General features: G+C 62.7%; 20 protein-coding genes and 1 tRNA gene. 18 read left to right on the forward strand and 3 right to left on the reverse strand.

The window, feature by feature from the left end; all coding sequences use genetic code 11:
- Window positions 1-202: 202 nt before the first annotated feature.
- The 18 genes from AAGD32_05380 to AAGD32_05465 all read left to right on the forward strand — a co-directional run bounded on the left by AAGD32_05380 (window position 203) and on the right by AAGD32_05465 (window position 19,948).
- On the forward strand, window positions 203-1,345 hold the full coding sequence (locus AAGD32_05380; GenBank protein MEM8873674.1) for a LacI family DNA-binding transcriptional regulator: 1,143 nt from the start codon (window positions 203-205) through the stop codon (window positions 1,343-1,345).
- 104 nt (window positions 1,346-1,449) lie between these two features.
- Window positions 1,450-2,310 carry a prepilin-type N-terminal cleavage/methylation domain-containing protein gene (locus tag AAGD32_05385; GenBank protein MEM8873675.1) on the forward strand — a complete coding sequence of 287 codons (861 nt, stop codon included), beginning with the start codon at window positions 1,450-1,452 and terminating at the stop codon, window positions 2,308-2,310.
- A gap of 74 nt (window positions 2,311-2,384) precedes the next feature.
- Window positions 2,385-3,305 carry a PEP-CTERM sorting domain-containing protein gene (locus AAGD32_05390; protein ID MEM8873676.1) on the forward strand — a complete coding sequence of 307 codons (921 nt, stop codon included), beginning with the start codon at window positions 2,385-2,387 and terminating at the stop codon, window positions 3,303-3,305.
- 81 nt (window positions 3,306-3,386) lie between these two features.
- Complete coding sequence (locus tag AAGD32_05395) at window positions 3,387-4,187, forward strand: hypothetical protein (protein ID MEM8873677.1); 801 nt, start codon at window positions 3,387-3,389, stop codon at window positions 4,185-4,187.
- Window positions 4,188-4,206: 19 nt separating this feature from the next.
- Window positions 4,207-5,715 (forward strand): sulfatase, encoded by a 1,509-nt coding sequence (locus AAGD32_05400; protein ID MEM8873678.1) that lies wholly within the window; start codon window positions 4,207-4,209, stop codon window positions 5,713-5,715.
- A 71-nt stretch (window positions 5,716-5,786) separates the two neighbouring features.
- Window positions 5,787-6,752 (forward strand): glycoside hydrolase family 130 protein, encoded by a 966-nt coding sequence (locus AAGD32_05405; GenBank protein ID MEM8873679.1) that lies wholly within the window; start codon window positions 5,787-5,789, stop codon window positions 6,750-6,752.
- Between the two features lie 35 nt (window positions 6,753-6,787).
- Entirely contained in the window at window positions 6,788-8,569 is a 1,782-nt protein-coding gene (locus tag AAGD32_05410) for a sulfatase-like hydrolase/transferase (protein ID MEM8873680.1), read from the forward strand.
- Window positions 8,566-10,098 carry a sulfatase-like hydrolase/transferase gene (locus AAGD32_05415; protein ID MEM8873681.1) on the forward strand — a complete coding sequence of 511 codons (1,533 nt, stop codon included), beginning with the start codon at window positions 8,566-8,568 and terminating at the stop codon, window positions 10,096-10,098. The genes AAGD32_05410 and AAGD32_05415 overlap by 4 nt, the downstream gene beginning before the upstream one ends.
- Window positions 10,099-10,203: 105 nt before the next feature.
- Window positions 10,204-11,631: a sulfatase gene (locus AAGD32_05420; GenBank protein MEM8873682.1), complete on the forward strand. Its 1,428-nt coding sequence runs from the start codon at window positions 10,204-10,206 to the stop codon at window positions 11,629-11,631.
- A 49-nt stretch (window positions 11,632-11,680) separates the two neighbouring features.
- Window positions 11,681-11,754, forward strand: a tRNA-Val gene (locus AAGD32_05425).
- 8 nt (window positions 11,755-11,762) lie between these two features.
- Window positions 11,763-12,932, forward strand: coding sequence for a radical SAM family heme chaperone HemW (hemW, locus tag AAGD32_05430; GenBank protein ID MEM8873683.1), 1,170 nt, complete (start codon window positions 11,763-11,765; stop codon window positions 12,930-12,932).
- A 63-nt stretch (window positions 12,933-12,995) separates the two neighbouring features.
- Complete coding sequence (locus AAGD32_05435) at window positions 12,996-13,529, forward strand: PilN domain-containing protein (GenBank protein MEM8873684.1); 534 nt, start codon at window positions 12,996-12,998, stop codon at window positions 13,527-13,529.
- Window positions 13,526-14,089 carry a type 4a pilus biogenesis protein PilO gene (gene pilO / locus AAGD32_05440; GenBank protein MEM8873685.1) on the forward strand — a complete coding sequence of 188 codons (564 nt, stop codon included), beginning with the start codon at window positions 13,526-13,528 and terminating at the stop codon, window positions 14,087-14,089. Before AAGD32_05435 ends, pilO begins: the two co-directional genes overlap by 4 nt.
- A 23-nt stretch (window positions 14,090-14,112) precedes the next feature.
- Window positions 14,113-14,673: a hypothetical protein gene (locus AAGD32_05445; GenBank protein ID MEM8873686.1), complete on the forward strand. Its 561-nt coding sequence runs from the start codon at window positions 14,113-14,115 to the stop codon at window positions 14,671-14,673.
- A gap of 41 nt (window positions 14,674-14,714) precedes the next feature.
- Window positions 14,715-15,869, forward strand: a complete 1,155-nt coding sequence (locus AAGD32_05450; GenBank protein ID MEM8873687.1) for a VWA domain-containing protein — start codon at window positions 14,715-14,717, stop codon at window positions 15,867-15,869.
- A 113-nt stretch (window positions 15,870-15,982) separates the two neighbouring features.
- On the forward strand, window positions 15,983-18,328 hold the full coding sequence (bamA, locus tag AAGD32_05455) for an outer membrane protein assembly factor BamA (protein ID MEM8873688.1): 2,346 nt from the start codon (window positions 15,983-15,985) through the stop codon (window positions 18,326-18,328).
- Between the two features lie 82 nt (window positions 18,329-18,410).
- Window positions 18,411-19,025: an OmpH family outer membrane protein gene (locus AAGD32_05460; GenBank protein ID MEM8873689.1), complete on the forward strand. Its 615-nt coding sequence runs from the start codon at window positions 18,411-18,413 to the stop codon at window positions 19,023-19,025.
- A 5-nt stretch (window positions 19,026-19,030) separates the two neighbouring features.
- Window positions 19,031-19,948: a UDP-3-O-(3-hydroxymyristoyl)glucosamine N-acyltransferase gene (locus tag AAGD32_05465; GenBank protein MEM8873690.1), complete on the forward strand. Its 918-nt coding sequence runs from the start codon at window positions 19,031-19,033 to the stop codon at window positions 19,946-19,948.
- Window positions 19,949-19,972: 24 nt separating this feature from the next.
- Here AAGD32_05465 and AAGD32_05470 read toward each other — a convergent pair whose 3' ends face one another.
- From AAGD32_05470 to AAGD32_05480, 3 genes are read right to left on the reverse strand one after another with little or no spacing between them, the layout of a single operon-like run.
- On the reverse strand, window positions 19,973-20,779 hold the full coding sequence (locus AAGD32_05470) for an enoyl-ACP reductase (protein ID MEM8873691.1): 807 nt from the start codon (window positions 20,777-20,779) through the stop codon (window positions 19,973-19,975).
- Window positions 20,780-20,839: 60 nt separating this feature from the next.
- Complete coding sequence (locus AAGD32_05475) at window positions 20,840-21,280, reverse strand: hypothetical protein (protein ID MEM8873692.1); 441 nt, start codon at window positions 21,278-21,280, stop codon at window positions 20,840-20,842.
- An 11-nt stretch (window positions 21,281-21,291) separates the two neighbouring features.
- A complete protein-coding gene (locus AAGD32_05480) occupies window positions 21,292-21,480 on the reverse strand; it encodes a hypothetical protein (protein MEM8873693.1) in 189 nt (62 codons plus the stop codon).
- Between the last annotated feature and the right edge of the window lie 73 nt (window positions 21,481-21,553).

The following is a 21,553-nucleotide window of genomic DNA, read 5'->3' on the forward strand; positions in this document are numbered from 1 at the left end:
CGGCCGCGGACCAGAGCGGTGACACGAAACCACCGGCCCAAACCTCGTCTTGAAAAACAGCGACCGGGCTGTCTCGCGAACCGTGATGGGAAGTACGCCCGGAATCGGTCAGCCTCCTATTGCGGGCCATCAGTAGCCGCAATTCGATGAATGTTCGGAGTTTCGCTTGTCTTCGGGGCCGACTGCGATTGTGATAACACCAATGGCTCAATCGACACCGAGGTTGGTGGACATCGCCGAGCGATGCGGGACGTCGGTGACATCGGTGTCGAGGATACTGCGCAATCAACGGCTCGAGGAATACAGCCAGGACACACAAGACCGCGTCCGCAAAGCCGCGGCCGAGCTCGGCTGGCGGCCCAACCTCATCGTCCGCGGCATGCGGACTGGTAAGACCCAGACCATCGGTGTCTTCATCGCCCCGTACGACACCTTCTGGACCGGCGTGCTCTTTGGCGTTCACGACACGCTGCTCGAATCGGAGAAGGTTCCGCTCGTGCTCTGGCCCCACGCGCTGGTCCATCCGACACTCGACCCACACGATGCCAACCAACGCCCGGAAACCGTCTCGGCCAACAGCGACGAACGTCTGATCTTTTCCACCGGCAGCCAATCACTGACCGGATCGCCCGTCGATCCGACCGGCTCGGCCCGACGAGAACTGGATCGCATCAACTACCTCGAAGACCGGCGGGTCGACGCGATCATCTCCTGGCCCCTGCAAGAGGACAACGCACGTCAACGGCTCGCGATGCTCAGCAACCGCGGTTGGCGTGTCGTGATGATCGACGACCGACTGCCCGACGCCGAGTCGGCCCTGTTCGTCGGGATGAACGAACCGGCAACGATGAAACTAATCGCCGAGCATCTTCGAAAGCTGCAACACCAAACCATCGGGTTCGTCGGCTACGACCGTGATACGACCTGGTCCCGGCAACGCCGGGAGGCTTTCCTGGAGGTGTTCGGCCCGGACGCCCCGATGGTGAACCTCGTTGTCGACAACGACGACGTGCAGGACGAAGCGATCCGGATGCTCCGCGAACGGCCGGACATTACCGGCATCGTCGCCGGCAGCGACCACATGGCTCGCCATGTCTGCCGGGCGGCACTTCGGGTCGGGCGGTCAGTGCCGGGAGATCTTTCGGTCGTCGGCTATGGCAACGACCTTTACGGCCGGGGCGACGTACCACTGACCACGATCGACCAACGCCCGTACGATTTGGGCAAAGCGGCGGCCGATTTGGGCATTAACCGAACCGGCGATGCGTCGTCCGATGTCCTTTTTGTCGGTCAACTGGTGGAACGGGCCTCGACATCAATGCGAGGCGTCGGCGGTAAATCTTGACACGGCCAGAATTTCGGGCATTTTTCGGCACGCCCGGGAGAATCTCCGGCTTTTCGGCTTTCCCCTACACAAATGATTGTGTAGACTTCTCCGAAGGAGTTTCCATGGCTCAAAGCACCCCAACCCACCAGCAATCCACCGGGTTCACACTCGTCGAACTGCTCGTGGTCATCGGCATCATTGCCCTGCTCATCTCCATTCTGCTGCCAAGCCTTCAACGAGCCCGTGCCTCAGCGGTCGTCGTGGCCTGCCAGAGCAACATCCGCCAACTCGCCACCGGCGTCTCGCTGTATGCCGTCGAGTACGAGAATGGCATCCCGCCCGGGATTCGCACTAGAACAACGCCGAGCTTTGCCGTCTTGAACCGATTTGAAAACCCAGTCGCGCCCAATGCTCGCTTCCGCAGCGCGGCCCGCTGGCACCGGGACTATATCATGCCGGTTCTGACCGACGAGACGCTCCAGATCAACGACAAGGGTTGGGCACGCTGGCTCGAGATCGCCAACGACTCGATCTACACCTGCCCACGCGGCCGAGACCGCCCAAACTCGTTCGTCGAGAGCGAGCCGGGCGTGTTCAATCCCTGGAAATCGGGCTATGCGATCAATGGCACGCTCGGCATCGACAGCGACGAATACGAGGCCGTGACGCAGAGCCCGACATCGACGCTCAACATCAACACACTGCGCGGCAGCTTCAAGCGTCTGACCGCCGTCAAGAACGCCTCGGAAACGATGCTTCTCATCGAGTCCGAGTCTGAAAACGAAGACGCTTGGCGTATGCAGCAGGGCAGTCTCGAACAGCCCTTCAAGTTCGCCGGACTTCCGCACCTTGAAAAGAACACCATCGCTTATGCCGACGGGCACGCCCAGACGATCGTGTTCGACGACATTCCCAATCCTGACCCGACCCCAGAAGAAGCCCGCGAGCAAATCCGCTGGGAAGGCTTCTGGCTCGGCGACTAATCTCAATACGCGAGGCCATGACTGATGGTCAGTCGTGGATTTACCCTTTGTTACGTTTAGCACTTGGAGGAAACATGCTCAAGAACATCCCACTCTCTGCCGCAGTTGCGGCAACGTTCGGCCTTGCCGCGATCTCCCACGCGGCGACTCTTGCCAGTGATTCGTTCATTGTTGGCCCGGCTGATCCCGGCAACGACGCGGCCGGGATCTATACGGTCGGCTCCACCATCGAAGGCACGAACCCTGACACGTTCGGCTTCGGACCGACAAACAACTGGGGCGCCGATGGAGGAACCTATGTTGCTGACGCGGCGGGCCTGACAATCAATGGTCTGGGTGGTGGTGGTGCGGTCATCGCCACCAACACGGCCGGTAATTTCGACCAAAGCGGACGTCTGATCACCGCTGACGCTTCAGCCGTTACCGACAGCCTATTCGTCGGCGTATTGATGAACCGCAGTGAAACCATGGTTGGCGGCTCCCCGACGGGTTTGAATGAGTTTCTCACCTCCGCCTTCCTTGGCCGCGTCGGTAGCGAAGGTGGTGGCCCGATGGAGTTCGGTATTATTGGCGACGATTTTGGTGTTAATGTCAATACCACAGGCGGTAACGTTGTTTCACGCACGACCGGTAGCCTCTACACCGCCGACACGACGGTTCTGCTCGTGCTGCGTGTGGATATCAATGATGCCGAGGGTGACGACGATAATTGGTCTTTGTTCGCATTCAACGAGGGTGACACGATCCTTGAGTCGGCCACTCCTGTACTAACCGGTACGGCCCAGCTTTGGGATGCTGATACGAACTTCGGGCCAGGTGCGATTCGTTTTGTCGAAAATGAGCCTGGCACTCTTGCTGGAACCACCTCGTTCACCTTCGACGAGTTCCGTGTCGGAACCACTTTTGAATCTGTGGTTCCCATCCCTGAACCCACGGCCGCTTTGAGCGTTCTCGGTGGCCTCGGCATGCTCGGCATGCGTCGTCGGCAACGCTGATCACCCGCTAAGTTTCAACCTCCACAGCCCGGCTCCCGCTTCACCGGGAGCCGGGCTTTTTCTACCCATACCCGCCAAGCCATGAACCGCATCTCCTCCATCACCCTTCTCTGTTCCACGCTCGTCGGCGCGACAGCCGTCGCAACGGTCGGACTCGAATCAGACCAGCTCATTCTGCGCGAGTCGTTCGACGCGGCCATGTACGACGCGGGACGCTTAGACCAACAGGCACCGGAAGTAACCGGCTTCGACACGGAGCGTGGCTGGTACGTGCAAAACTTTGACGCACGCATTGTTCCTGACGATGGCCTTGAATACGAAGGGCTCCCCAGCCAGCCAGGCTGCCTGCGCCTCACCACGCGAAACAGACAGTTTGCACAGACCGGTCGGCTGATGTCCGCCGAACTCCCCGCCGACGCGGATCAGCTGTTCATCTCTTACCTTGTCAGGCTCGACGACAGCCAGCGGGGCATCATTGCGATGAATGTCGGCCGCGAGGACGAGGTCAAGGGGCCGCTGGACTTCGGATTGTCCGACGGCCAGCCGTTGCTGCGGTATCAGACGACGGGTGACCCCGAATCCGCTTCGGCGAGTGAAACGGCCGTTGCTGTCGGCGAGACCGCCCTGCTCGTACTCCGCGTCGACATCGACCCGGCCGACGGTGATGACGACACCATCCGTTTTTTCGTCAACCCGGAATCAGACAGCGAGCCCGCCGACGATGATGCGGTGATCGAGGTGACCGGCCGGATCTGGCACGAAAGCAGCGAGTTTGGATCGTTGCAGCTGCGTCGCCAGAAGTCCGTCGACGGAGAACTTACCCGCACCGTTGTCGACGAACTGCGGATTGCTTCGACCTACGCTGGTTTGTTTGCCGAGTAACCCCCTACCAACCCACCCGATGATCAATCGACTTCTTCTTGCCGTGACAGCCTGCGCCGGATCGCTGTTCGGGTCCACCGCCCTTGCGGATGAACTCCCGGAACGACCAAACATCCTTTTCATCGCCATTGACGATCTTCGCCCGGACTTGGGAGCGTACGGCAATGAACTGATCCACAGTCCAAACATTGATGGGCTCGCCGAGTCGGGCGTTCGGTTTGACCGGGCATACTGCCAACAGTCGCTCTGCGCTCCTTCGCGCACCAGCCTTATGACGGGGCTGCGGCCGGGTGTTCCTGGCGTCAACGCCACCGACTCCCGAGACAAGAAAGTCATTGATCGCGTCGTCGCCGAGGCACTCACGCTCCCCGAGTACCTGCGATCCGGCGGTTACACGACGCTCTCGGTCGGGAAGATCTTTCACACCTATGACACGCAAGGGGAAGGTGCTTGGGACAAGCAACTTCGTCCCGGTGGCGGCAGTTATCAACTCGAGAGCAACCGGGAAGCCGAACGACGCCAGCGTGAGAAGATCAAGGAAGAAGGCTCGTCGGCACGTTGGCGATATGGCCGGGGCAACGCCGCCGAATCCGCTGACGCACCGGACGAAAACTACCAAACCCATCGCATCACCACCCGGGCGCTCACACTCCTCGACGAGCACATGAACGAGGATGCCGACGAACCGTTTTTCCTGGCCGTCGGCTACCACAAACCGCACCTGCCGTTCGTCGCGCCCAAGAAGTACTGGGATCTCTACGACCGTTCGGAGATCACACTGCCATCACGCGATGAGCCTGACGGAGCACCGGAGTATTCGCTGGTACCAAGTTGGTACGAAATGCGGCTCTACGGCGATGTTCCCCGCAACCGTTCGAGGAACGTCAACGATGCCAAGACCCTGGAGTACATCCACGGGTACTACGCCTGCATCAGTTTCGTGGATGCACAAGTCGGGCGGCTCATGGATGACCTTAAAGCACGCGACCTGCTCGACAACACCGTCGTCATCCTTTGGAGCGACCACGGGTTCAAGCTCGGCGACTACGGCGACTGGTCGAAGTACACCAACATGGAAATCGACACGCGCGTACCGTTGATCGTCGCCGGGCCGGGCGTCTCGTCCGACGACAGCGACGCGCTGGTCGAGCTGATCGACCTTTACCCGACGGTCGCGGAGCTGGTCGGGATGAGCGTGCCGGAGCATGTTCAGGGAACGAGCTTCGTGCCGCTGCTGAGCGAGCCGAGTACGCCGTGGAAGCGTGGTGCCCTGTCGTACTACGACCGTCGCAACCCCGACGGCGAAGGCTTCAGCATTCGCACCGAACGATACCGCTACACCGAATGGCGTGACTTCGAGACCGGCGAAGTGTTGGCTCGCGAGTTGTACGACCAAGCCGACGGCCCGATCGTCGACCGCAACCTCGCCGACGACCCTGCCTACGCCGAAATCGTCGCCAAACACGCCGCATTGCTGGACGCTGGCTGGGAAGCACTCGTCCCAACGACCGCCGTGGAGGCTCACTGATGCACACACCGACCGACCCCGCACTGACCGCTTCCACCGGCCCGAAGCTAATCGCATCGGCGTTGCCGAACATGCCTTGGCAAGAACGCCCGGCCGGTGACAACGAGCCGATGTGGCGTCATGCCGCCAACCCGATCATCGACCGACGCCCTTTCCCCGGTGCGGATCGCGTTTACAACTCGGCCGTTGTCCCTTGGAAAGGCGGCTTCGCGGGTGTCTTCCGCAATGACGGCCGCAACGGGTTGCCGTTCCTCCACGTCGGCCGTAGCGCCGACGGTCTCGCCTGGGACTTCGATCACGAGCCGATCCTGTTCCGCCAGGCCGACGGCTCGATCAAGCAAGGTTCGGCCGACTACGGCTACCAGTACGACCCGCGCGTCGTACCCATCGATGGCCGGCAATACGTCATCTGGTGCAACGACTTCCATGGCCCGACCATCGGACTCGGCTACACCGACGACTTCGAAACGTTCCACCAACTCGAAAACGCCTTCGTTCCGTTCAACCGAAACGGCGTGCTGTTCCCGCGCAAGATCGACGGCGACTACGTCATGCTCAGCCGACCGTCCGACAGCGGCCACACGCCCTTCGGCGACATCTATCTGAGCCGAAGTACCGACCTGATCCACTGGGGCCGACACCGCTACGTCATGGGCGCGAGCGGTCCGGGCTGGTGGCAGAATCTCAAGATCGGCGCGGGTCCCGCACCGATCGAGACCTCGGCCGGCTGGCTGCTGTTCTACCACGCCGTCACCAAGCTGTGTAACGGACTGGTCTACAGCATGGGCGTCGCGCTGCTCGACCTCAACGAGCCGGACAAGGTGCTCATGCGTGGCGACGGGTATGTGCTCACGCCGGAGATGCCGTACGAGACAACCGGGCTGACGCCAAACGTGATCTTTCCGTGCGCCGCCTTGTGCGACGGCGAAACCGGCCGGATCGCGGTTTACTACGGCGGCGCAGACACTTTCACCAACGTCGCGTATACCCGGATCGAGTTGATCCTCGATTGGCTCGAAGTTCATCGCATTCGTTGACACCGTGGCCAACACTCCACAAAGTCCTCACCAACATGATCCGACCAATCCTGCATCGTGCGATCGCTTCGATTGCATTTGTTTCCATTTGCGGCTCGGCCGCCCTGGCCCAGTTCACCCGAGAAGATCTCCGCGACGGCAAAGACCGCCCCGCCAAGACCGCACTCGAACGCGCGGCCGAACGCAACGCCAATCGCATCAACGACGCCGAAGAAGCAGGCCAGCCCAACATCATCTTCTTCATCGTCGACGACCAGTATCGCGAACGGATCAACCAACTCCCCGAAGGCCGCAACGACGACGGCTCGCCGGCCAACTACACCCCAACGCTCGACCGGATGGCCGAGCAGGGCGTCATCCTCGACGGCATGCACGTCCCGTCGGCGGTCTGCATCCCGACGCGGTTCAGCGCGCTCACTGGTACCTACGGCAGCCGCGCGACCAACGACGAGATGCGGAAACGCTTCGCCCTGCATGGATTTCCACCGACCGGACAGAACACCCACATCCTCCCGGGCGAGACACGCACGATCGCCCACCTTCTCAAGGAAGCCGGCTACGTCACTGGCATGGTCGGCAAGAACCATGTCGTCGAAGTCAAGGGCTTTAAGCGATCACGTCACGACGAGGACATCAACGACCCGACCGTCGCAAAACGTCTCATTGATAATCAGGATAAAGTCCGCCGAGCATTTCACGCATCGGGTTTCGACTATGCCGAACGGCTCTACCACGACAACCTCCACCCCAACGGCCCCGGTGCACTGCTCGCGCACAACCTCGACTGGATCACCGAGGGCGCGCTGGAGTTCATCGAAGACAACCACGAGAAACCGTTCTTCCTGTTCTACTCCAGCACGCTTCCGCACGGTCCGAACGCGCCACGCTACTCGTGGCGGGCCGATCGCCGCATCACGCCGATCGGCATGCTCGACGAGCCAGTGAAAATCCTCGCGTCGCAGTGGGACATCACCAAAGCCCTTGAAAACGCCGGCATCGAAGACGATCACCGCGGCAACGGTGTCTGGATCGACTCGGCCATGGCCGCTCTCGAGGCCAAGCTCGAGGAGTTCGGAATCGCCGACAACACCATCATCATCTACTTCAACGATCACGGCGTGGAAGCCGGCAAAACGTCGGTGTTCCAGGGCGGCATGCAGACATATTCATTCGTCTACGGCCCCGACCGCTGGATCGAGGGTGAGCGCCGTGAAGATGCGCTGATCAGCAGCGTCGACCTCGCACCGACGATGCTCGCCTGGGCCGGTGCCGACCCTACCGTGCATGCCGCGACCCTCGACGGCGTCAGCGCCGCCCCGGTCATCAGCGGCCAAGTTCAAGCCACACGCACGTCGGTCTACGGCGAGATCGGTTACTCCCGCTCCATCCGCATCGGCGACTGGAAGTACATTGCCCTCCGCCCGTCACCCTACATCGAGGACATGAGCCTCGAAGACCGGCAGGCCATCCTCGACAAGTGGTTCGCCCGCCGTGACGCGATGGGCCGACGCCGGGAAGCCAACGAAGCGACCGACCCGTTCCCGCACATCATGGACATCCCCGGCGGCGTCGACAACACCTGGGGCCCGATGCGCAAGCACCCCCACTACTTCGACCGCGACCAGCTTTATAACCTCGCCGAAGATCCCAACGAACAGGTGAACCTCGCGGCCGACCCGGCCTACGCCGATATTCTCGCGACGCTCCGCCTCGAACTCGCCGACCAACTTGCCGACCTCCCCGGCCAGTTCGGAGAGTTCCCCGGCAACGGTACCCCCGCACCGGACATGCCGGACACCGACCAATCAAGCCGATGAATATCGCTCTGATCAAAAGTTGGCTCCTCATCACGGTCGGCTTGAGCCTTGCGATGGCTTCCCGCGCTGGAGCACTGCCAGCTCAATCCAAGCCCAACATCGTCGTTTTCACCGTCGACGACATGGACTTCACGTCGGTCAACGCTTTCGGCAACCCGATGGCCGGGCTCACGCCGAACATCGACCGCTTGGTAGCCGAAGGAACCAACTTTCCCAACGCACATGTGTCCACGCCCGCCTGTGCCCCCTGCCGGCAAAGCATGATGACCGGCAAACATCCGCACGCCAACGGGTCGTATGGGTTTGTCCGCATCGATCCCGACGTCGTCTCGCTCACGGACCTGCTCCGCGAACAAGGCTATTTCGCTGGCTCGATCGGCAAGGGCGGTGCTTACGGCGGCTTCGAATGGGATGCGTTCGTCGACTTCACGCCTGACTACGGCCGCAATCCGCAAGGCTACGTCGAAGCTGCGCGGGTGATGCTGGATAAAGCCGCACAAAAGGACGGTCCGTTCTATCTCGGCATCAACACGACCGACCCACACCGCCCGTTTGCGGCTTCCGATCAGGAACGCAACTACATCGAATACCGCCGCCGAAACCACCCTGACTGGGACAATCCACCGGCCCCGGTTTTTCCCGCGTTTACCACCGCCGAGGATGCGTATGTCATCCCCTATGTGCCCGACTTGGGGCCGGTCCGACGTGAGCTGGCCGAGTACTACACGAGCGTGCGCCGGGCCGACCACACCCTCGGACTTGTTCTGGACCTTCTTGACAAAAGAGGTCTGCTCGACGACACGCTTTTCGTGTTCTTCAGCGATCACGGCGCATCGCTGCCGATGGGCAAGAACAACCTCTTCAAGCATTCGACGCAAACGCCCCTGATCCTTCGTTGGCCCGGGCATGTGCCTGGCGCGACGTCTCGCGATGCCCCCATGGTCTCGACGCTCGACTTGATGCCGACGCTTCTTGAAGTCGCGAATGCACCCACGCCCGATGATCTCAATGGCCGCACCCTTTGGCCCTTGATTCGCGGCGATGATCAAACCGATCGCGACGCGGTGCTGACCACGAACAACTTCAAACAGCCGGGCCGCATCGTTTACCCAAGTCGCGCGGTGACCACACCGCGATACTCATACATCGTCAACTTCTGGGCGGACGGCCGGAGGAAGGACACCGAGAACATGCAGGGCCGATCGATGCAAGCGATCGAGAAAGCCGCCGAGCAGACCGGACGAGAAGACTTGGAAGCGTATGTCGAGTTCGCGCGCTACCGCCGGGTAGGCGACGAGCTGATTCGCGAAGAAATCTACGATTTATCGCGTGATCCCTGGAGCCGACGGAATCTGATCGACGATCCCGAGTACGCGAAAGTCAAGGACGATCTGCGGAAGAAGATGGAAGCCCGAATGAAGGCGAGTAACGATCCATTGCTCGATGCATTTTTGGCCGGCGGCAGCTTCCCCAAGTGGTGGGACGACCCGAGCCAGATGCGGGCTCGCAACTTCAAACCAATACACTGACGAGCCCGTCGAAACGGTCGCGTCCAGCAACCTGAGCAAGCTTGCCGACATTTGCGGCAACGCATGAGCATGGTGGCGAGAAGCCCACTCGGGTAACTTGTCGGCATGGCCCGGCCGAACCTACTCGTGATCCTCATGGACGACTTGGGCTGGGCGGACCTGGGTTGCTACGGCAGCACGTTTTACGAGACGCCGCGTCTCGATCGACTCGCGGCCCAAGGGGTTCGGTTTACCGATGGCTACGCCGCGGCACCGGTGTGTTCGCCGACCCGAGCGAGCCTGCTCACCGGCCAGTACCCCGCGCGGCTCAACCTCACGAACTTCATCCCTGGCAATGCGACCGGCAAACTCGCCGGGCCACCCTTTCGCCATCATCTGCCCGATGGGGCCGTGACCATCGCCGGCCTCCTGCGTGACGCCGGCTACCGCACCGGCCACATCGGCAAGTGGCACCTGGGCAATCCCCGCAACGGCCACGGGCCGCTCGACGCCGGTTTCGACCGCAACATCGCCGGCTGTAGTCGGGGGCTTCCCAACAACGGCTTCTTCAGCCCCTATGGCATGCCCGCCGAGGCCAACCTGCCCGATGGTCCCGATGGCGAGTACCTCACCGACCGCCTGACCGACGAGGCGATCGACGAACTCCACGCCGCGGCCGACGACAACCGTCCGTTCTTCATGCACCTGAGCCACTACGCCGTGCATGTCCCGATCCAGGCACCCGAACCGCTCGTCGAAAAGTACCGGACCAAGGCCGAGCGTCTGGGCCTCGACCGCGCGGACGTGATCGTGCCCGGCGAACACTTTCCGACACGTCACAAAGCAGACCAACGCATCGAACGCCGCATCATCCAGAGCGATCCGGCCTACGCGGCGATGGTCGAGAACATGGACACCAACATCGGCCGACTCCTCGACGCGCTCGATGAACTCGGCATGGCCGACGACACGCTGGTGCTTTTCACCAGCGACAACGGCGGACTGGCTACCGCTGAGGGTTCGCCGACGTGCAACGCACCGCTGAGCGAGGGCAAGGGCTGGACGGCCGACGGCGGCCTGCGTGAGCCGTTCATCATGCGCTGGCCGGGCGTGACGCCGGCGGGTGCCGAGTGCGGCGTGCCGGTGACGACGCCGGACATCCTACCGACCTTCGCCTCGGCAGCGGGGATGGAGCTGCCGGAGGATCTTCCGATCGATGGCGAGAGCCTGCTGCCGTTGCTGCGGTCGCCGGAGGTCGCATTCGATCGCCCCGGCATCTACTGGCACTACCCGCACTACAGCAACCAGGGCGGAACACCCAGCAGCGCGATCCGTGCCGGGCGTTGGAAGCTCATCGAGTTTTACGAGGATGACCGCGTCGAGTTGTACGACCTCGCCACTGACATCGGCGAGGCCCGCGACCGGGCTGCCGACGAGCCGGACATCGCTGCCGACCTGCGTCGGCGTTTGCAAACATGGCGGGCCTCGGTCGACGCCCGGTACCCCACACCCGCGCTCCCGCCCGCTCCGCCGCTCCACACCCGGCCCGAATGAGTCTCCCGGTTGATTCGCACCTGCCCGGTCCTATCGTTGGGGCCGCACCGGGCGATTAGCTCAGTTGGCTAGAGCGCTGCCGTCACATGGCAGAAGTCACTGGTTCGAGTCCAGTATCGCCCACTTTCCCCGTGAAAACGCTTACCGTCATCGACTCGTCCGTGGCGTTTGACCCGCCGCGGCCGGCGTCCGTGGCGGGCCTGTACGTACATGTCCCGTTCTGTTTTCACAAGTGCCACTACTGCGACTTCTATTCGATCACGCGGCAGACGCCGGCGCGGATGTCGGCGTTCGTGGATCGACTGCTCGTCGAAGCCGACGGATACGCGGGGCTCGGCGTCGATACGATCTTCTTCGGCGGGGGGACACCATCGCTGCTTCCGCTTGACGACATGCGTCAACTCTTGGTCGGGCTTGGCGAACGGCTCGATCTCTCGGCCGTGCGGGAGTGGACCGTCGAAGTCAATCCCGCGACCGCCGACGGTACCTACCTACGCATGATGCGAGATCACGGCGTCGATCGCGTGTCGTTCGGGGCACAGTCCTTCGACCGCGACGACCTGGCGAATCTCGAACGACACCATGATCCCGATGACGTCCCACGGAGCGTCGAGTTGGCGAGGTCGGCCGGGTACGAACGTTGGTCGATCGACCTGATCTATGCGGTGCCGGGGCAGACTTTGGCCTCGTGGGAGAGGACGCTTGCGGCGGCGTTGGAACTTCGACCGCGACACCTCTCGTGTTACGGACTGACCTACGAGCCCAACACGCCGCTGGGTGTGCGGCAACGGTTGGGGCAGGTCGACGCCGCGGAGGAGTCGCTCGAGTTGCAGATGCTCTGGCACACGCGCCGAACGCTCACCGATGCGGGACTGCCGCCGTACGAGATTTCCAACTACGCTGCACCCGGCCACGAGTCGCTCCACAATCTCCACTACTGGCACGGCGAGAACTACATCGGCCTGGGCCCGTCCGCCGCGAGCCATGTCGACGGCACCCGTTGGCGTAACGCGCCGCACATCGGCAAATGGGAACGCGGCATCGATACCGTCGGCCACGCTGCGATCGACGCCGAACGCCTCGACAGAGACGCCCGGGCATCCGAACGCACCTGGCTCGCCCTACGCACCGCGGCCGGGCTGTGTTGGGACGAACTCGACTTGCGACACTCGCACGCCGACACGATCGACATGCTCACCAAGCGTGGCCTGCTGGTCGCGGACGAAGACGGCATGCGACTAACCGACACAGGCATCCCCTTGGCCGACGCGATTGCCGCCGAGTTCTTCGGTGACGACTAGAAAATCGGACGTCCCTGTTCTTTCCAACTTGCCCCGCTTAACACCGAATCGGACGTTCCGGGTATGTCCGATCCGAATCAAGTTGCCGGTCCGTTTGTCCGAAGGTGGCTGCTCGTCGTCGCGATCGGGCTGGTGTTCGTGTGGGGTTGGTGGTCGACGCAAACGCTGCGTAACGCCGAGTACGCCAATGCCGTCGCCACCGAGGCGCTGGCCGCGGAGATGCGGCTGCGAGACACGCAACACGTACAGACCCGGCAACAGCAGGCGCTGGTCCGCCGGGCAAGCCTGATCGACGCCCTCGCCGAGACCACGCCCCGCTCCGCGATCCTGCGGGCCCTCGGCAACGCGTTGCCGACCGGTGTCGCGCTCGAACAGCTTCGGCTCTCAACCCAGCGACAAAACACCGACGACGCGACACGCCTGGATTACGACGTGAGCCTCGCCATCGTCGGCCGGGCTGACACGACGCGTGAAACCTCGGCCTTCATGTCCCGGCTGCGCACCTCGCACCTGTTCAGCGACGAAGGCGGATTGCGCGTTGTGCCCACGGACAAAGTGCGATTCGAGGCCGAACTCGATGTGGAGGTGGGGTTGTGAAACACACGAAAAAGCCGCTCGCCGGAACGCTGGGCGTCAGCCCGAACACGCAAGTCGCCGTCGCGGTCGTACTCATCCTGACCTCGGTCTGGTGGTTCGGCATCCGTGTCGCGGACCAACGACGAGCCGCCCTTTTACACGAGGAAGCCCGCATGCGTGACCACCTCGACGAACTTCGAGAGACCCACAGCCGGCCCTCCCCCGATGCCGCTCGGCCTGGTGAAGTTGACCACGCGTTACGGCTGGTCAACGACGCCCTGCCGGCGGAGCGGGAGTCGCAAACGCTCGTCGACGAGCTGGTCACGCTGGTGAAAAGGCACGGTCTGAACATGGAAAGCTGCGCCACCGCACCGATGCGTCGCGAGCCAGCCTTTAGCGAACTGCCCCTGACACTCCGCCTGCTGGGAACGTTCGACGCGTTCTACCAGTTCCTGCTCACGCTCGAGGCCTCGCCGCAGGTCATGCGCGTTACCGGACTCGATCTGAGGAAGGTCAAAGAGCCCAATGAGCCGATGCTGGTGAGAATGGAGTTGAGTTTGTTCTTCCGGCCCGACGATTGATCGACCGAGGGAGAAACATCGCCATGGATCAGGCGCACGAACGAACGACGGATCAAGTTGGCAATACCGCGCAACGGACCGGCCGAATGTCGGTCCGTCGGCTCACGGTCGTTGCGGCGTTGCTCACCATCACGGCTGGCTGGCTTTCGTACCACCTCGTCGGTGGACCGACACCGGCGTCGGGAACGTACGTCGCCGTGCCCGTCGAGCCGCTGCCGCAGTGGGACCGACAGCAACTCGACGTGCAGACCCGCACCGTACTCGCCGACTGGCCGACGATGCTCAACGACGCGCCGACCGTGCGGAACAGGCTGGCGATCCGCGCGAACCTTTTCGAAGCCGCCCGTACTCGCCAGATCGCCGGCGACCACGACGAGACCGCCCTGACCGCCGCGACGTTCATCCGCGTCCAGAGCATCATCGCGGTCGGCAACGATCTCCGCTGCACGATCGACGGCAAGCTTTACCGCACGGGCGATACGTTCACTGTCGAAGGCGTGAGCTTCGAGCTGGTCGCCGTCGGCACGACCGACATCGAAATCGCCACCGATGACGCGACGTTCAAAGTCCCCGTCCGACTGTGACTTTCCGAAACTGCCCTGACCGATTCCGCTAATATGGCACTGTGAAGTATGCCTACGGCGAGTTCGACGGCGAGGAGTTTCCGACACCGGATTCGCTCTTCGACACCGGCAATCTCATGGACTTCCTGCTCCAGCACGGCGAGGACGCCCTCGACGCGCTGCAGAACATGATGGAGTCCCAGGAAGATCCGAACATCCAGGACCTGATCGATCAGTTGATCAAGGAAGGCATGCTCGACAAGGACGGCAACGGCAAACTCCGCATGACGCCGCGGGCCGTGACGCGGATGCAACAGAAAGCGCTGGAGGAAGTGTTCAAGAACCTCCAGCGTGGCCAGCGCGAGGGGCATGAAAAGACCACCCCCGGACACGGCGGCGAGCGGATCGACGGCACCAAGGTCTACCAGTACGGCGACCCGGTCTCCGAAGTCGATCTACACCAGACGATCCACAACGCCCTGCAGCGCCGTGGCCTGCCGCAGTCCGGTCAACGCATTGCCTTCGACGAGCGTGATATGGAGTTGCACCTGCACGAAGGCCTGACCTCCTGCAGCACGGTCGTGCTCATCGACCAGTCGGGCAGCATGATGCGCTACGGCCGGTACCTCTCGGCCAAGAAGGTCGCCCTGGCGATGCAGGCGCTGGTGCGACAAAGGTTCCCGCAGGACACGATCGACTTCGTCGGTTTCTACAGCGGCGCACAGCGGGTGCCGGAGATGCAGTTGCCGCTGCTCATGCCCAAGCCGGTGACGATCTACGACAGCACGGTGCGGGTGCGGGTGCCGAAGGACCAGCTCGACGCCGGGCCGCAACACTTCACCAACCTGCACATGGGTCTGCAACTCGCACGACAGATCCTGCGACGCCGCGGGGCGGAGAACAAGCAAATCTTCATCATCACCGACGGCCAGCCGACCGCCCACGTCGAGGGCGAGTTCGTCTACCTGCTCTACCCGCCCGACCCGCGCTCGACGGCGGCGACGCTCAAGGAGGCGTTGCTCTGCACGAAGCAGGATTGTCGCATCGCCACGTTCGCGCTGGTCGAGGACTACTGGGGCATGGACTGGGTGGGTTTCGTCGACCAACTCGCCAAGCTCACCAAGGGCGTGGCGTTCTACACATCCTCGGGCGAGCTCTCCAACTGCATCATGGAGAGCTACCTCGCCGGACGAAAGACCAAGTCTTATCTGGGCTAGCCCCCACCAGTCGCTTTGACACGCGCGCGCGGCCCTTTACACTTCTCGCCACCTTGCGTGGACGCCCTCTACATCGAATGGTCCGGAAGTCGGCAGCCCTTGTGGTTTGCGGCATGCTGTGCCTTCCGGCATACGGACAAGACGCGGCCGAGCCGGCGCTCCCGCCCGTTCCCGCCGCCGCCGCGAGCGAGTTCGACAACCGTCCCATCCGAACGGTCACCATCCAGGGCAACCAACGCGTCTCCGACGAGACCATCCTCAACCTCATCCGAACCGACGTTGGTACGCAGTTCGATCACCTCACGGTGCAGGAAGACTACCAGCGGCTCGACGCGACACGTCGCTTCCGCTCGGTCACGGCCGACGTCGTGCCGACCGCCGACGGCGGCGTCGACGTGGTGTTCATCGTAAGCGAGCTTCGGCCGATCGAGTCCATCACGTTCCGCGGCAACCGCGCCGTCGACGACGAAACACTCCGCAGCCTGGTCGATCTCAACCCCGGCGAAGCGGTCGACCAGTTCCGAATCTCGTTGGCCCAACAGTCGATCGAGACGTTCTACGAGGCGCGGAACTTTCCGTTGACCCGCGTCTCCGTGGACGCACAGGCGGCCGCCGACACCGGCGAACTGGTCTTCACCATTAACGAAGGTCCCAACGTCCGCGTCCGCAACATCGACTTCATCGGCAACGAATCGTTCAGCGAAGACGCGCTCAAGAAACAGATCCGCTCGCGCACGTGGATTCCGCTGCTCCGCCGGGGCACGTTCGACGAAGACGCGATCGAGGACGACGTGGCACTGCTGGTGCGGTTCTACGAGAGCAAGGGGTTCTTCGACGCGAAAGTCGGACGCCGGCTCAGGTTCAGCGCCAACCAACGTGAGGTGCAGGTGGAGTTCCTCGTCGATGAGGGACCGCGTTACACGATCGACGCGATCCGCTTCGTCGGGAACAACATACAAGGCGAGCAGCAACTGCGTGAGTTGCTCAAGGCCGAGCCCGGTATGGCCTACGACGACGCGCTCATCCGCCGGGACGTGCGGCGTGTAGTCGAGAGCTACGCCCCGTTCGGCCGGCTCTTCGACCCGCAGTCCAACGATCCCGACTACCTGCAGGTCACCGCGCGGCCGCAGTACAAGCTAGAGCCCGGCAGCGTCGATCTTGTCTTCGAGATCAACGAGGGCGAGCCCTTCCGTGTCGGCAACGTCATCGTCCGAGGCAACCGTAAAACCCAGGACAAGGTCGCCCTCCGTGAACTCCGCTTGGCACCGGGCGATTTGTACGACACGAAGGTTCTGCTCCAGGCCAACGAACGCCTGCTCTCGGTTCCGAGCTTCGCCGACGTGCGGATCACGCCGGTGGGCAAAGACCCGAACTTCCGCGACCTCATCGTGGAAGTCGAGGAAGCGCAAACCGCGACGGTCGGATTTGCTGCGGGCGTGAACTCCAACGGCGGCTTCGGCGGCACCATCTCCTACACCCAACGTAACTTCGACATCACCAACGTGCCGGGCAGTTGGGACCAAATCCGACGCGGCGAAGCCTTCACCGGTGCGGGCCAAACCCTCTCGATCCGCATCGAGCCCGGCGACGAAACGACCAACGCCTCGATCCTCTTCACCGAGCCCTACCTTTTCGATCAGCCCTATTCGCTGACGACCGAGGCCTTCATCCGCAACCGCAGCCGAACGGAGTTCAACATCGGCCGCTCCGGCGCTCGGATTACGCTCGGTCGCTTCCTCGACGAGGACCGCGTCTATTCCATCTCCGGCACCGCCCGCATCGAGGACGTCGATATCTTCGACATTCCCGACGAGGAAATTCGCGCCTTCGAGATTCTGGCAGAAGAGGGCAACACCACGCTCGACAGCCTCAGCGTGCTCTTCCGCCGAAACACGACCGACAGCCGGTTCGTACCCACCACCGGCACGATCCTGACCGCCGGTGCCGACTTCTACGGCTTACTCGGGGGCAACGAAAACTTCCAGCGCTACACCGCCACCTTCGACTGGTTCATCCTGCTCAACGAAGACCTGCGTGACCGCAAGACCGTCTTCCGCGTCGCGACCGATGTAGGCTTCATCACCGGTGACGCGCCCTTCTTCGAGCGATTCTTCGAGGGGGGCATCCGAAGTGTCCGCGGCTTCGCCTTCCGCGGCATCTCCCCCCGATCGGGCCCCGACGACGACCGCATCGGCGGCGAATTTTCGTTCGTCGGCACCGCCGAAATCGAGTACCCGCTGCTCTCGGATGCACTGCGCGGCGTCGCGTTCGTTGACTTCGGCACCAACGAAATGGGCGTCGACTTCGACGGCATCCGCACCGCCGCCGGAGCCGGCGTACGCCTGACCCTGCCGGTCTTCGGCCAGGTGCCCATCGCCATCGACTTCGGATTCCCGATCACCAGCGAGGAAGAGGACGACATCCAACTGGTCAGTTTCTCGCTCGGGTACATTCCTTGACGTCCGAGCTCGTTCCGATGGCCGCGTGCTTTTGTTGATACCGGCTGCACTTTCGGGGGAGGGTCCATACACTTACCGGACCATGACGAAGAACCGCCCGTTGATTGCCGTTTCTTTGCTCGCCGCGCTGCTTGCTGCCGTGCTCGTCGGGCGGGAATCGGTGGCCCAGAACGCCGCCCAGCCCTCCACGGCGGTCGCGATCGTCGACCTGCCCCGCGTGTTCCGCGAAAACCAGTTCGTCCAGAACATCAACACCCGCCTCGCCGGTCGCGAACAGGAACTCGGTGCCGCACTCAAGGCACGACAGGATCAAATCCGCGCCCTGGGCAGTTCGCTCGAGATGCTCGCCGTCGGCTCCGACGAATACAAGGCCAAGCGGTCCGAGTTCATCAAAGCCCAGGTCGATCTCCAGGCATGGCAAAACTTCGAGCAGGTGCAGATCCAGAACGAACAGCGTGAACTGCTCGCACAGGTGCAAGGCAAAATCGAGGAAGCCATCGCCGAGGTCGCCCGGGCACGCGGCGTCCAGGTCGTACTCTCAAGCGACCCGTCACTCCCCGAAAATCTCGGCCAGCTCTCGCCGCAGCAACTTCAGCAGTTCGTTCTGAGCATGCGTATGCCTTACCACGACACCACGCTGGACATCAGCGCAGACGTGATCGCCAGGATCGACGCCAACTTCCAAGCGGCCGAGTAAACGACATGATGACGGTTGCGGAAATTGCCGCGCTGATTGGCTGCACGACACCGCCCGGGGCGGAGTCCGAGCGCGTCGTACGAGCGCCCAACACCCTCGAACATGCCGGGCCCGACGAGGTCGCCTTGCTTGGGAGCCAGCGGTACGTCCACCTGCTCGAGACAACGGGTGCCGGCGTGGTTATCGCGGCCGACAGTGTCGAACTACCCACCCGTGCGCAATCGCCCGTGGTGCTGCGGGTCGCGGACGCAGAAGCCGCGTTTCATTCGGTGGTCCGCCAGTTCGCCCCGCCCCGCGCAACGGGCGTACACCCGTCGGCCGTCGTCGACGCATCGGTGGTGATGGGAAGTGACTGCTACATCGGCCCGAACTGCTACGTCGGCCCCGGCACGATCCTCGGCGATCGCGTCACGCTCCAGGCCAACGTCGTGATCGGCACCGACGGGTTCGGCTATCGCTGGGACGGATCCGCCCACGTTCGCGTCCCGCACCTCGGCCATGTCGAGATCGGCGACGATGTGGAGATCGGGGCCAACACCTGTATTGACCGCAGCAAGTACGCCGCCCAGCCGACTGTCATCGGTACGGGCACCAAGATCGACAACCTTGTCCAAATCGCCCACAACGTCCGCATCGGGAAGCACTGCATCATCGTGAGCGGGACGGGCATCGCCGGATCGACCACGGTCGGCGACGGTGTCGTGTTCGCGGCCCATGTTTCGGTGCGGGACCACATCACGATCGGGGATGGTGCGGCCTTCTCGGCCCGCGCGGCCATCGCCCAAGACGTCCCGCCGGGCGCGCACCTTGGTGGCATGCCGGCCGTCAACCACCGAAATTTCCTCCGTACCGCCATCTTACTCGAGAAGCTCCCCCAGATGTTTCGGGACATCAAGGCGCTCAAGAATCGGCCGGACGAGTAGTTCGGTCTCACCGGCCGTGATGATTTACAGCCCGACCTGCCGGAAGCCGGCGTCTACATAATGGCATTCACCGGTGACGCCGCTACTCAGATCGCTGAGCAGGTAGAGCGCGGTCTTGCCGACTTCGTCGCCTTCGATGTTGCGTTTGAGCGGTGCCTTGCGTTCGGTGTGCTCGAACATCTCGTCGATGCCGCCGACGGCCATGGCGCTGAGCGTGCGGACCGGGCCAGCGGAGAGGCTGTTGACACGGATGTTCTTCTCGCCGAGCTCGAAAGCGAGGTATCGGGCGGCCGACTCCAGCGCGGCCTTGGCAACGCCCATAACGTTGTACCCGGGAACAGCTTTCTCGCTGCCGAGGTAGGTCAGCGCGATGACACTGCCGCCATCGCTCATCAGCGGCGCGGCCGCACGGGTCAGCCCGATCAACGAGTACGCCGAAATGTCCAACGCCTGGGCAAACACGTCACGCGGTGTCTCGAGAAACTTGCCCTTCGCGAGGTAAGTGCGGTCCGCGAACGCCAGCGAATGCACGAGGAAGTCGATCTTGCCGAACCGCTTACTGGCAGCATCAAAGAACTCGGCGATGGACTCGTCCGAGCCGACGTCACAGCCGTGCAGGAAGTAGTCGTCGGGGATGCCGTCAATCGCCTCGATCGCCTTGCGGGCACGCCGTTCCATCTTTTCGTTCGCCGACAGAAAGCCGTACCCGACGTCGGCACCATGGCTGACACATTGCTGCGCGATATGCCATGCGATCGAGCGATCGTTGGCGATGTTCAGGACGAGTCCGGTTTTACCGGCGAGGAGGCCGTTGGCGGTCGGGGTGGACATCCGTGGAACCTAGACAACCGCTGCCGCGAATCAAGCACGGCCACGCGATTGGCCAACACGTCAATCGAGAGCGTAACGCGCCTTCCAACTTGGCGGGATCGGGAGTCGAAGTCCGTAGAGATAGCGAATGAGTTGACCGTGGTGGGCCGATTCATGTTCGAGCAGGGCAAGGGCAAGTTCGATCCGTGCCGAGTCGAGTTCGGCCCCTTCGCCGAGTGCATCCATCACCGCGTTGGCCGAGCCACGCAGCGCATCGGCAACCGTTCCCGGGTCGCTGACGTCCTGGAGCGAGCAGGCAAACCCTTCCCACTGACCCGAGCGGATTGCCCGGGCATAACTCTCACGTGCCCCCACGACACACCAAAACTGCTCGCCGATCGTGTTGGAAGCCAGGCCGGGCAGCTTGTGCATTAACGCATCCGGCGGGATCGACTCGACGAGGTCGCCGTAAAGCCCAAAAGCCTGGCCGAGACGCTTCCGAAGGATGTCGGTCCAAGCCATGGGCGACCATCCTAATCGTCGTCGTCGAGTTCGGCTATCCGACGCAACATGGCCAGTTCGTTGAGCACGTTGCGGAGGTCGTGCTCGAGCTTGGTCGGGTCGGTGCAGCCGATGAGCTGGGCGTAGCGTTGTTCCCGTTCGCGTAGACGTTCGATCTCGCGGCGTAACTCGGCTTCGGTCATGTCGGCTGTCTCTTGCATGGGAGCCCGCCCTGCGGGAAAGCTAACGATGGATCGGCTTACTTGAGAACCCGTAAAGAAGTTTCAATCTCTT

This window comes from Planctomycetota bacterium (assembly GCA_039182125.1).
GTDB lineage: Bacteria > Planctomycetota > Phycisphaerae > Tepidisphaerales > Tepidisphaeraceae > JBCDCH01.

What these genes read in the sequence shown, in the direction of transcription:
- AAGD32_05435 (MEM8873684.1), top strand. Translation starts at nt 12,996, where the DNA reads ATGTCCGATCCGAATCAAGTTGCCGGTCCGTTTGTCCGAAGGTGGCTG.
- AAGD32_05475 (MEM8873692.1), bottom strand. Translation starts at nt 21,280, where the DNA reads ATGGCTTGGACCGACATCCTTCGGAAGCGTCTCGGCCAGGCTTTTGGG.
- AAGD32_05390 (MEM8873676.1), top strand. Translation starts at nt 2,385, where the DNA reads ATGCTCAAGAACATCCCACTCTCTGCCGCAGTTGCGGCAACGTTCGGC.
- AAGD32_05410 (MEM8873680.1), top strand. Translation starts at nt 6,788, where the DNA reads ATGATCCGACCAATCCTGCATCGTGCGATCGCTTCGATTGCATTTGTT.
- AAGD32_05420 (MEM8873682.1), top strand. Translation starts at nt 10,204, where the DNA reads ATGGCCCGGCCGAACCTACTCGTGATCCTCATGGACGACTTGGGCTGG.
- AAGD32_05385 (MEM8873675.1), top strand. Translation starts at nt 1,450, where the DNA reads ATGGCTCAAAGCACCCCAACCCACCAGCAATCCACCGGGTTCACACTC.
- bamA (MEM8873688.1), top strand. Translation starts at nt 15,983, where the DNA reads ATGCTGTGCCTTCCGGCATACGGACAAGACGCGGCCGAGCCGGCGCTC.
- AAGD32_05400 (MEM8873678.1), top strand. Translation starts at nt 4,207, where the DNA reads ATGATCAATCGACTTCTTCTTGCCGTGACAGCCTGCGCCGGATCGCTG.
- AAGD32_05470 (MEM8873691.1), bottom strand. Translation starts at nt 20,779, where the DNA reads ATGTCCACCCCGACCGCCAACGGCCTCCTCGCCGGTAAAACCGGACTC.
- AAGD32_05445 (MEM8873686.1), top strand. Translation starts at nt 14,113, where the DNA reads ATGGATCAGGCGCACGAACGAACGACGGATCAAGTTGGCAATACCGCG.
- AAGD32_05380 (MEM8873674.1), top strand. Translation starts at nt 203, where the DNA reads ATGGCTCAATCGACACCGAGGTTGGTGGACATCGCCGAGCGATGCGGG.
- AAGD32_05395 (MEM8873677.1), top strand. Translation starts at nt 3,387, where the DNA reads ATGAACCGCATCTCCTCCATCACCCTTCTCTGTTCCACGCTCGTCGGC.
- AAGD32_05415 (MEM8873681.1), top strand. Translation starts at nt 8,566, where the DNA reads ATGAATATCGCTCTGATCAAAAGTTGGCTCCTCATCACGGTCGGCTTG.
- AAGD32_05480 (MEM8873693.1), bottom strand. Translation starts at nt 21,480, where the DNA reads ATGCAAGAGACAGCCGACATGACCGAAGCCGAGTTACGCCGCGAGATC.
- AAGD32_05465 (MEM8873690.1), top strand. Translation starts at nt 19,031, where the DNA reads ATGATGACGGTTGCGGAAATTGCCGCGCTGATTGGCTGCACGACACCG.
- AAGD32_05460 (MEM8873689.1), top strand. Translation starts at nt 18,411, where the DNA reads ATGACGAAGAACCGCCCGTTGATTGCCGTTTCTTTGCTCGCCGCGCTG.
- AAGD32_05405 (MEM8873679.1), top strand. Translation starts at nt 5,787, where the DNA reads ATGCCTTGGCAAGAACGCCCGGCCGGTGACAACGAGCCGATGTGGCGT.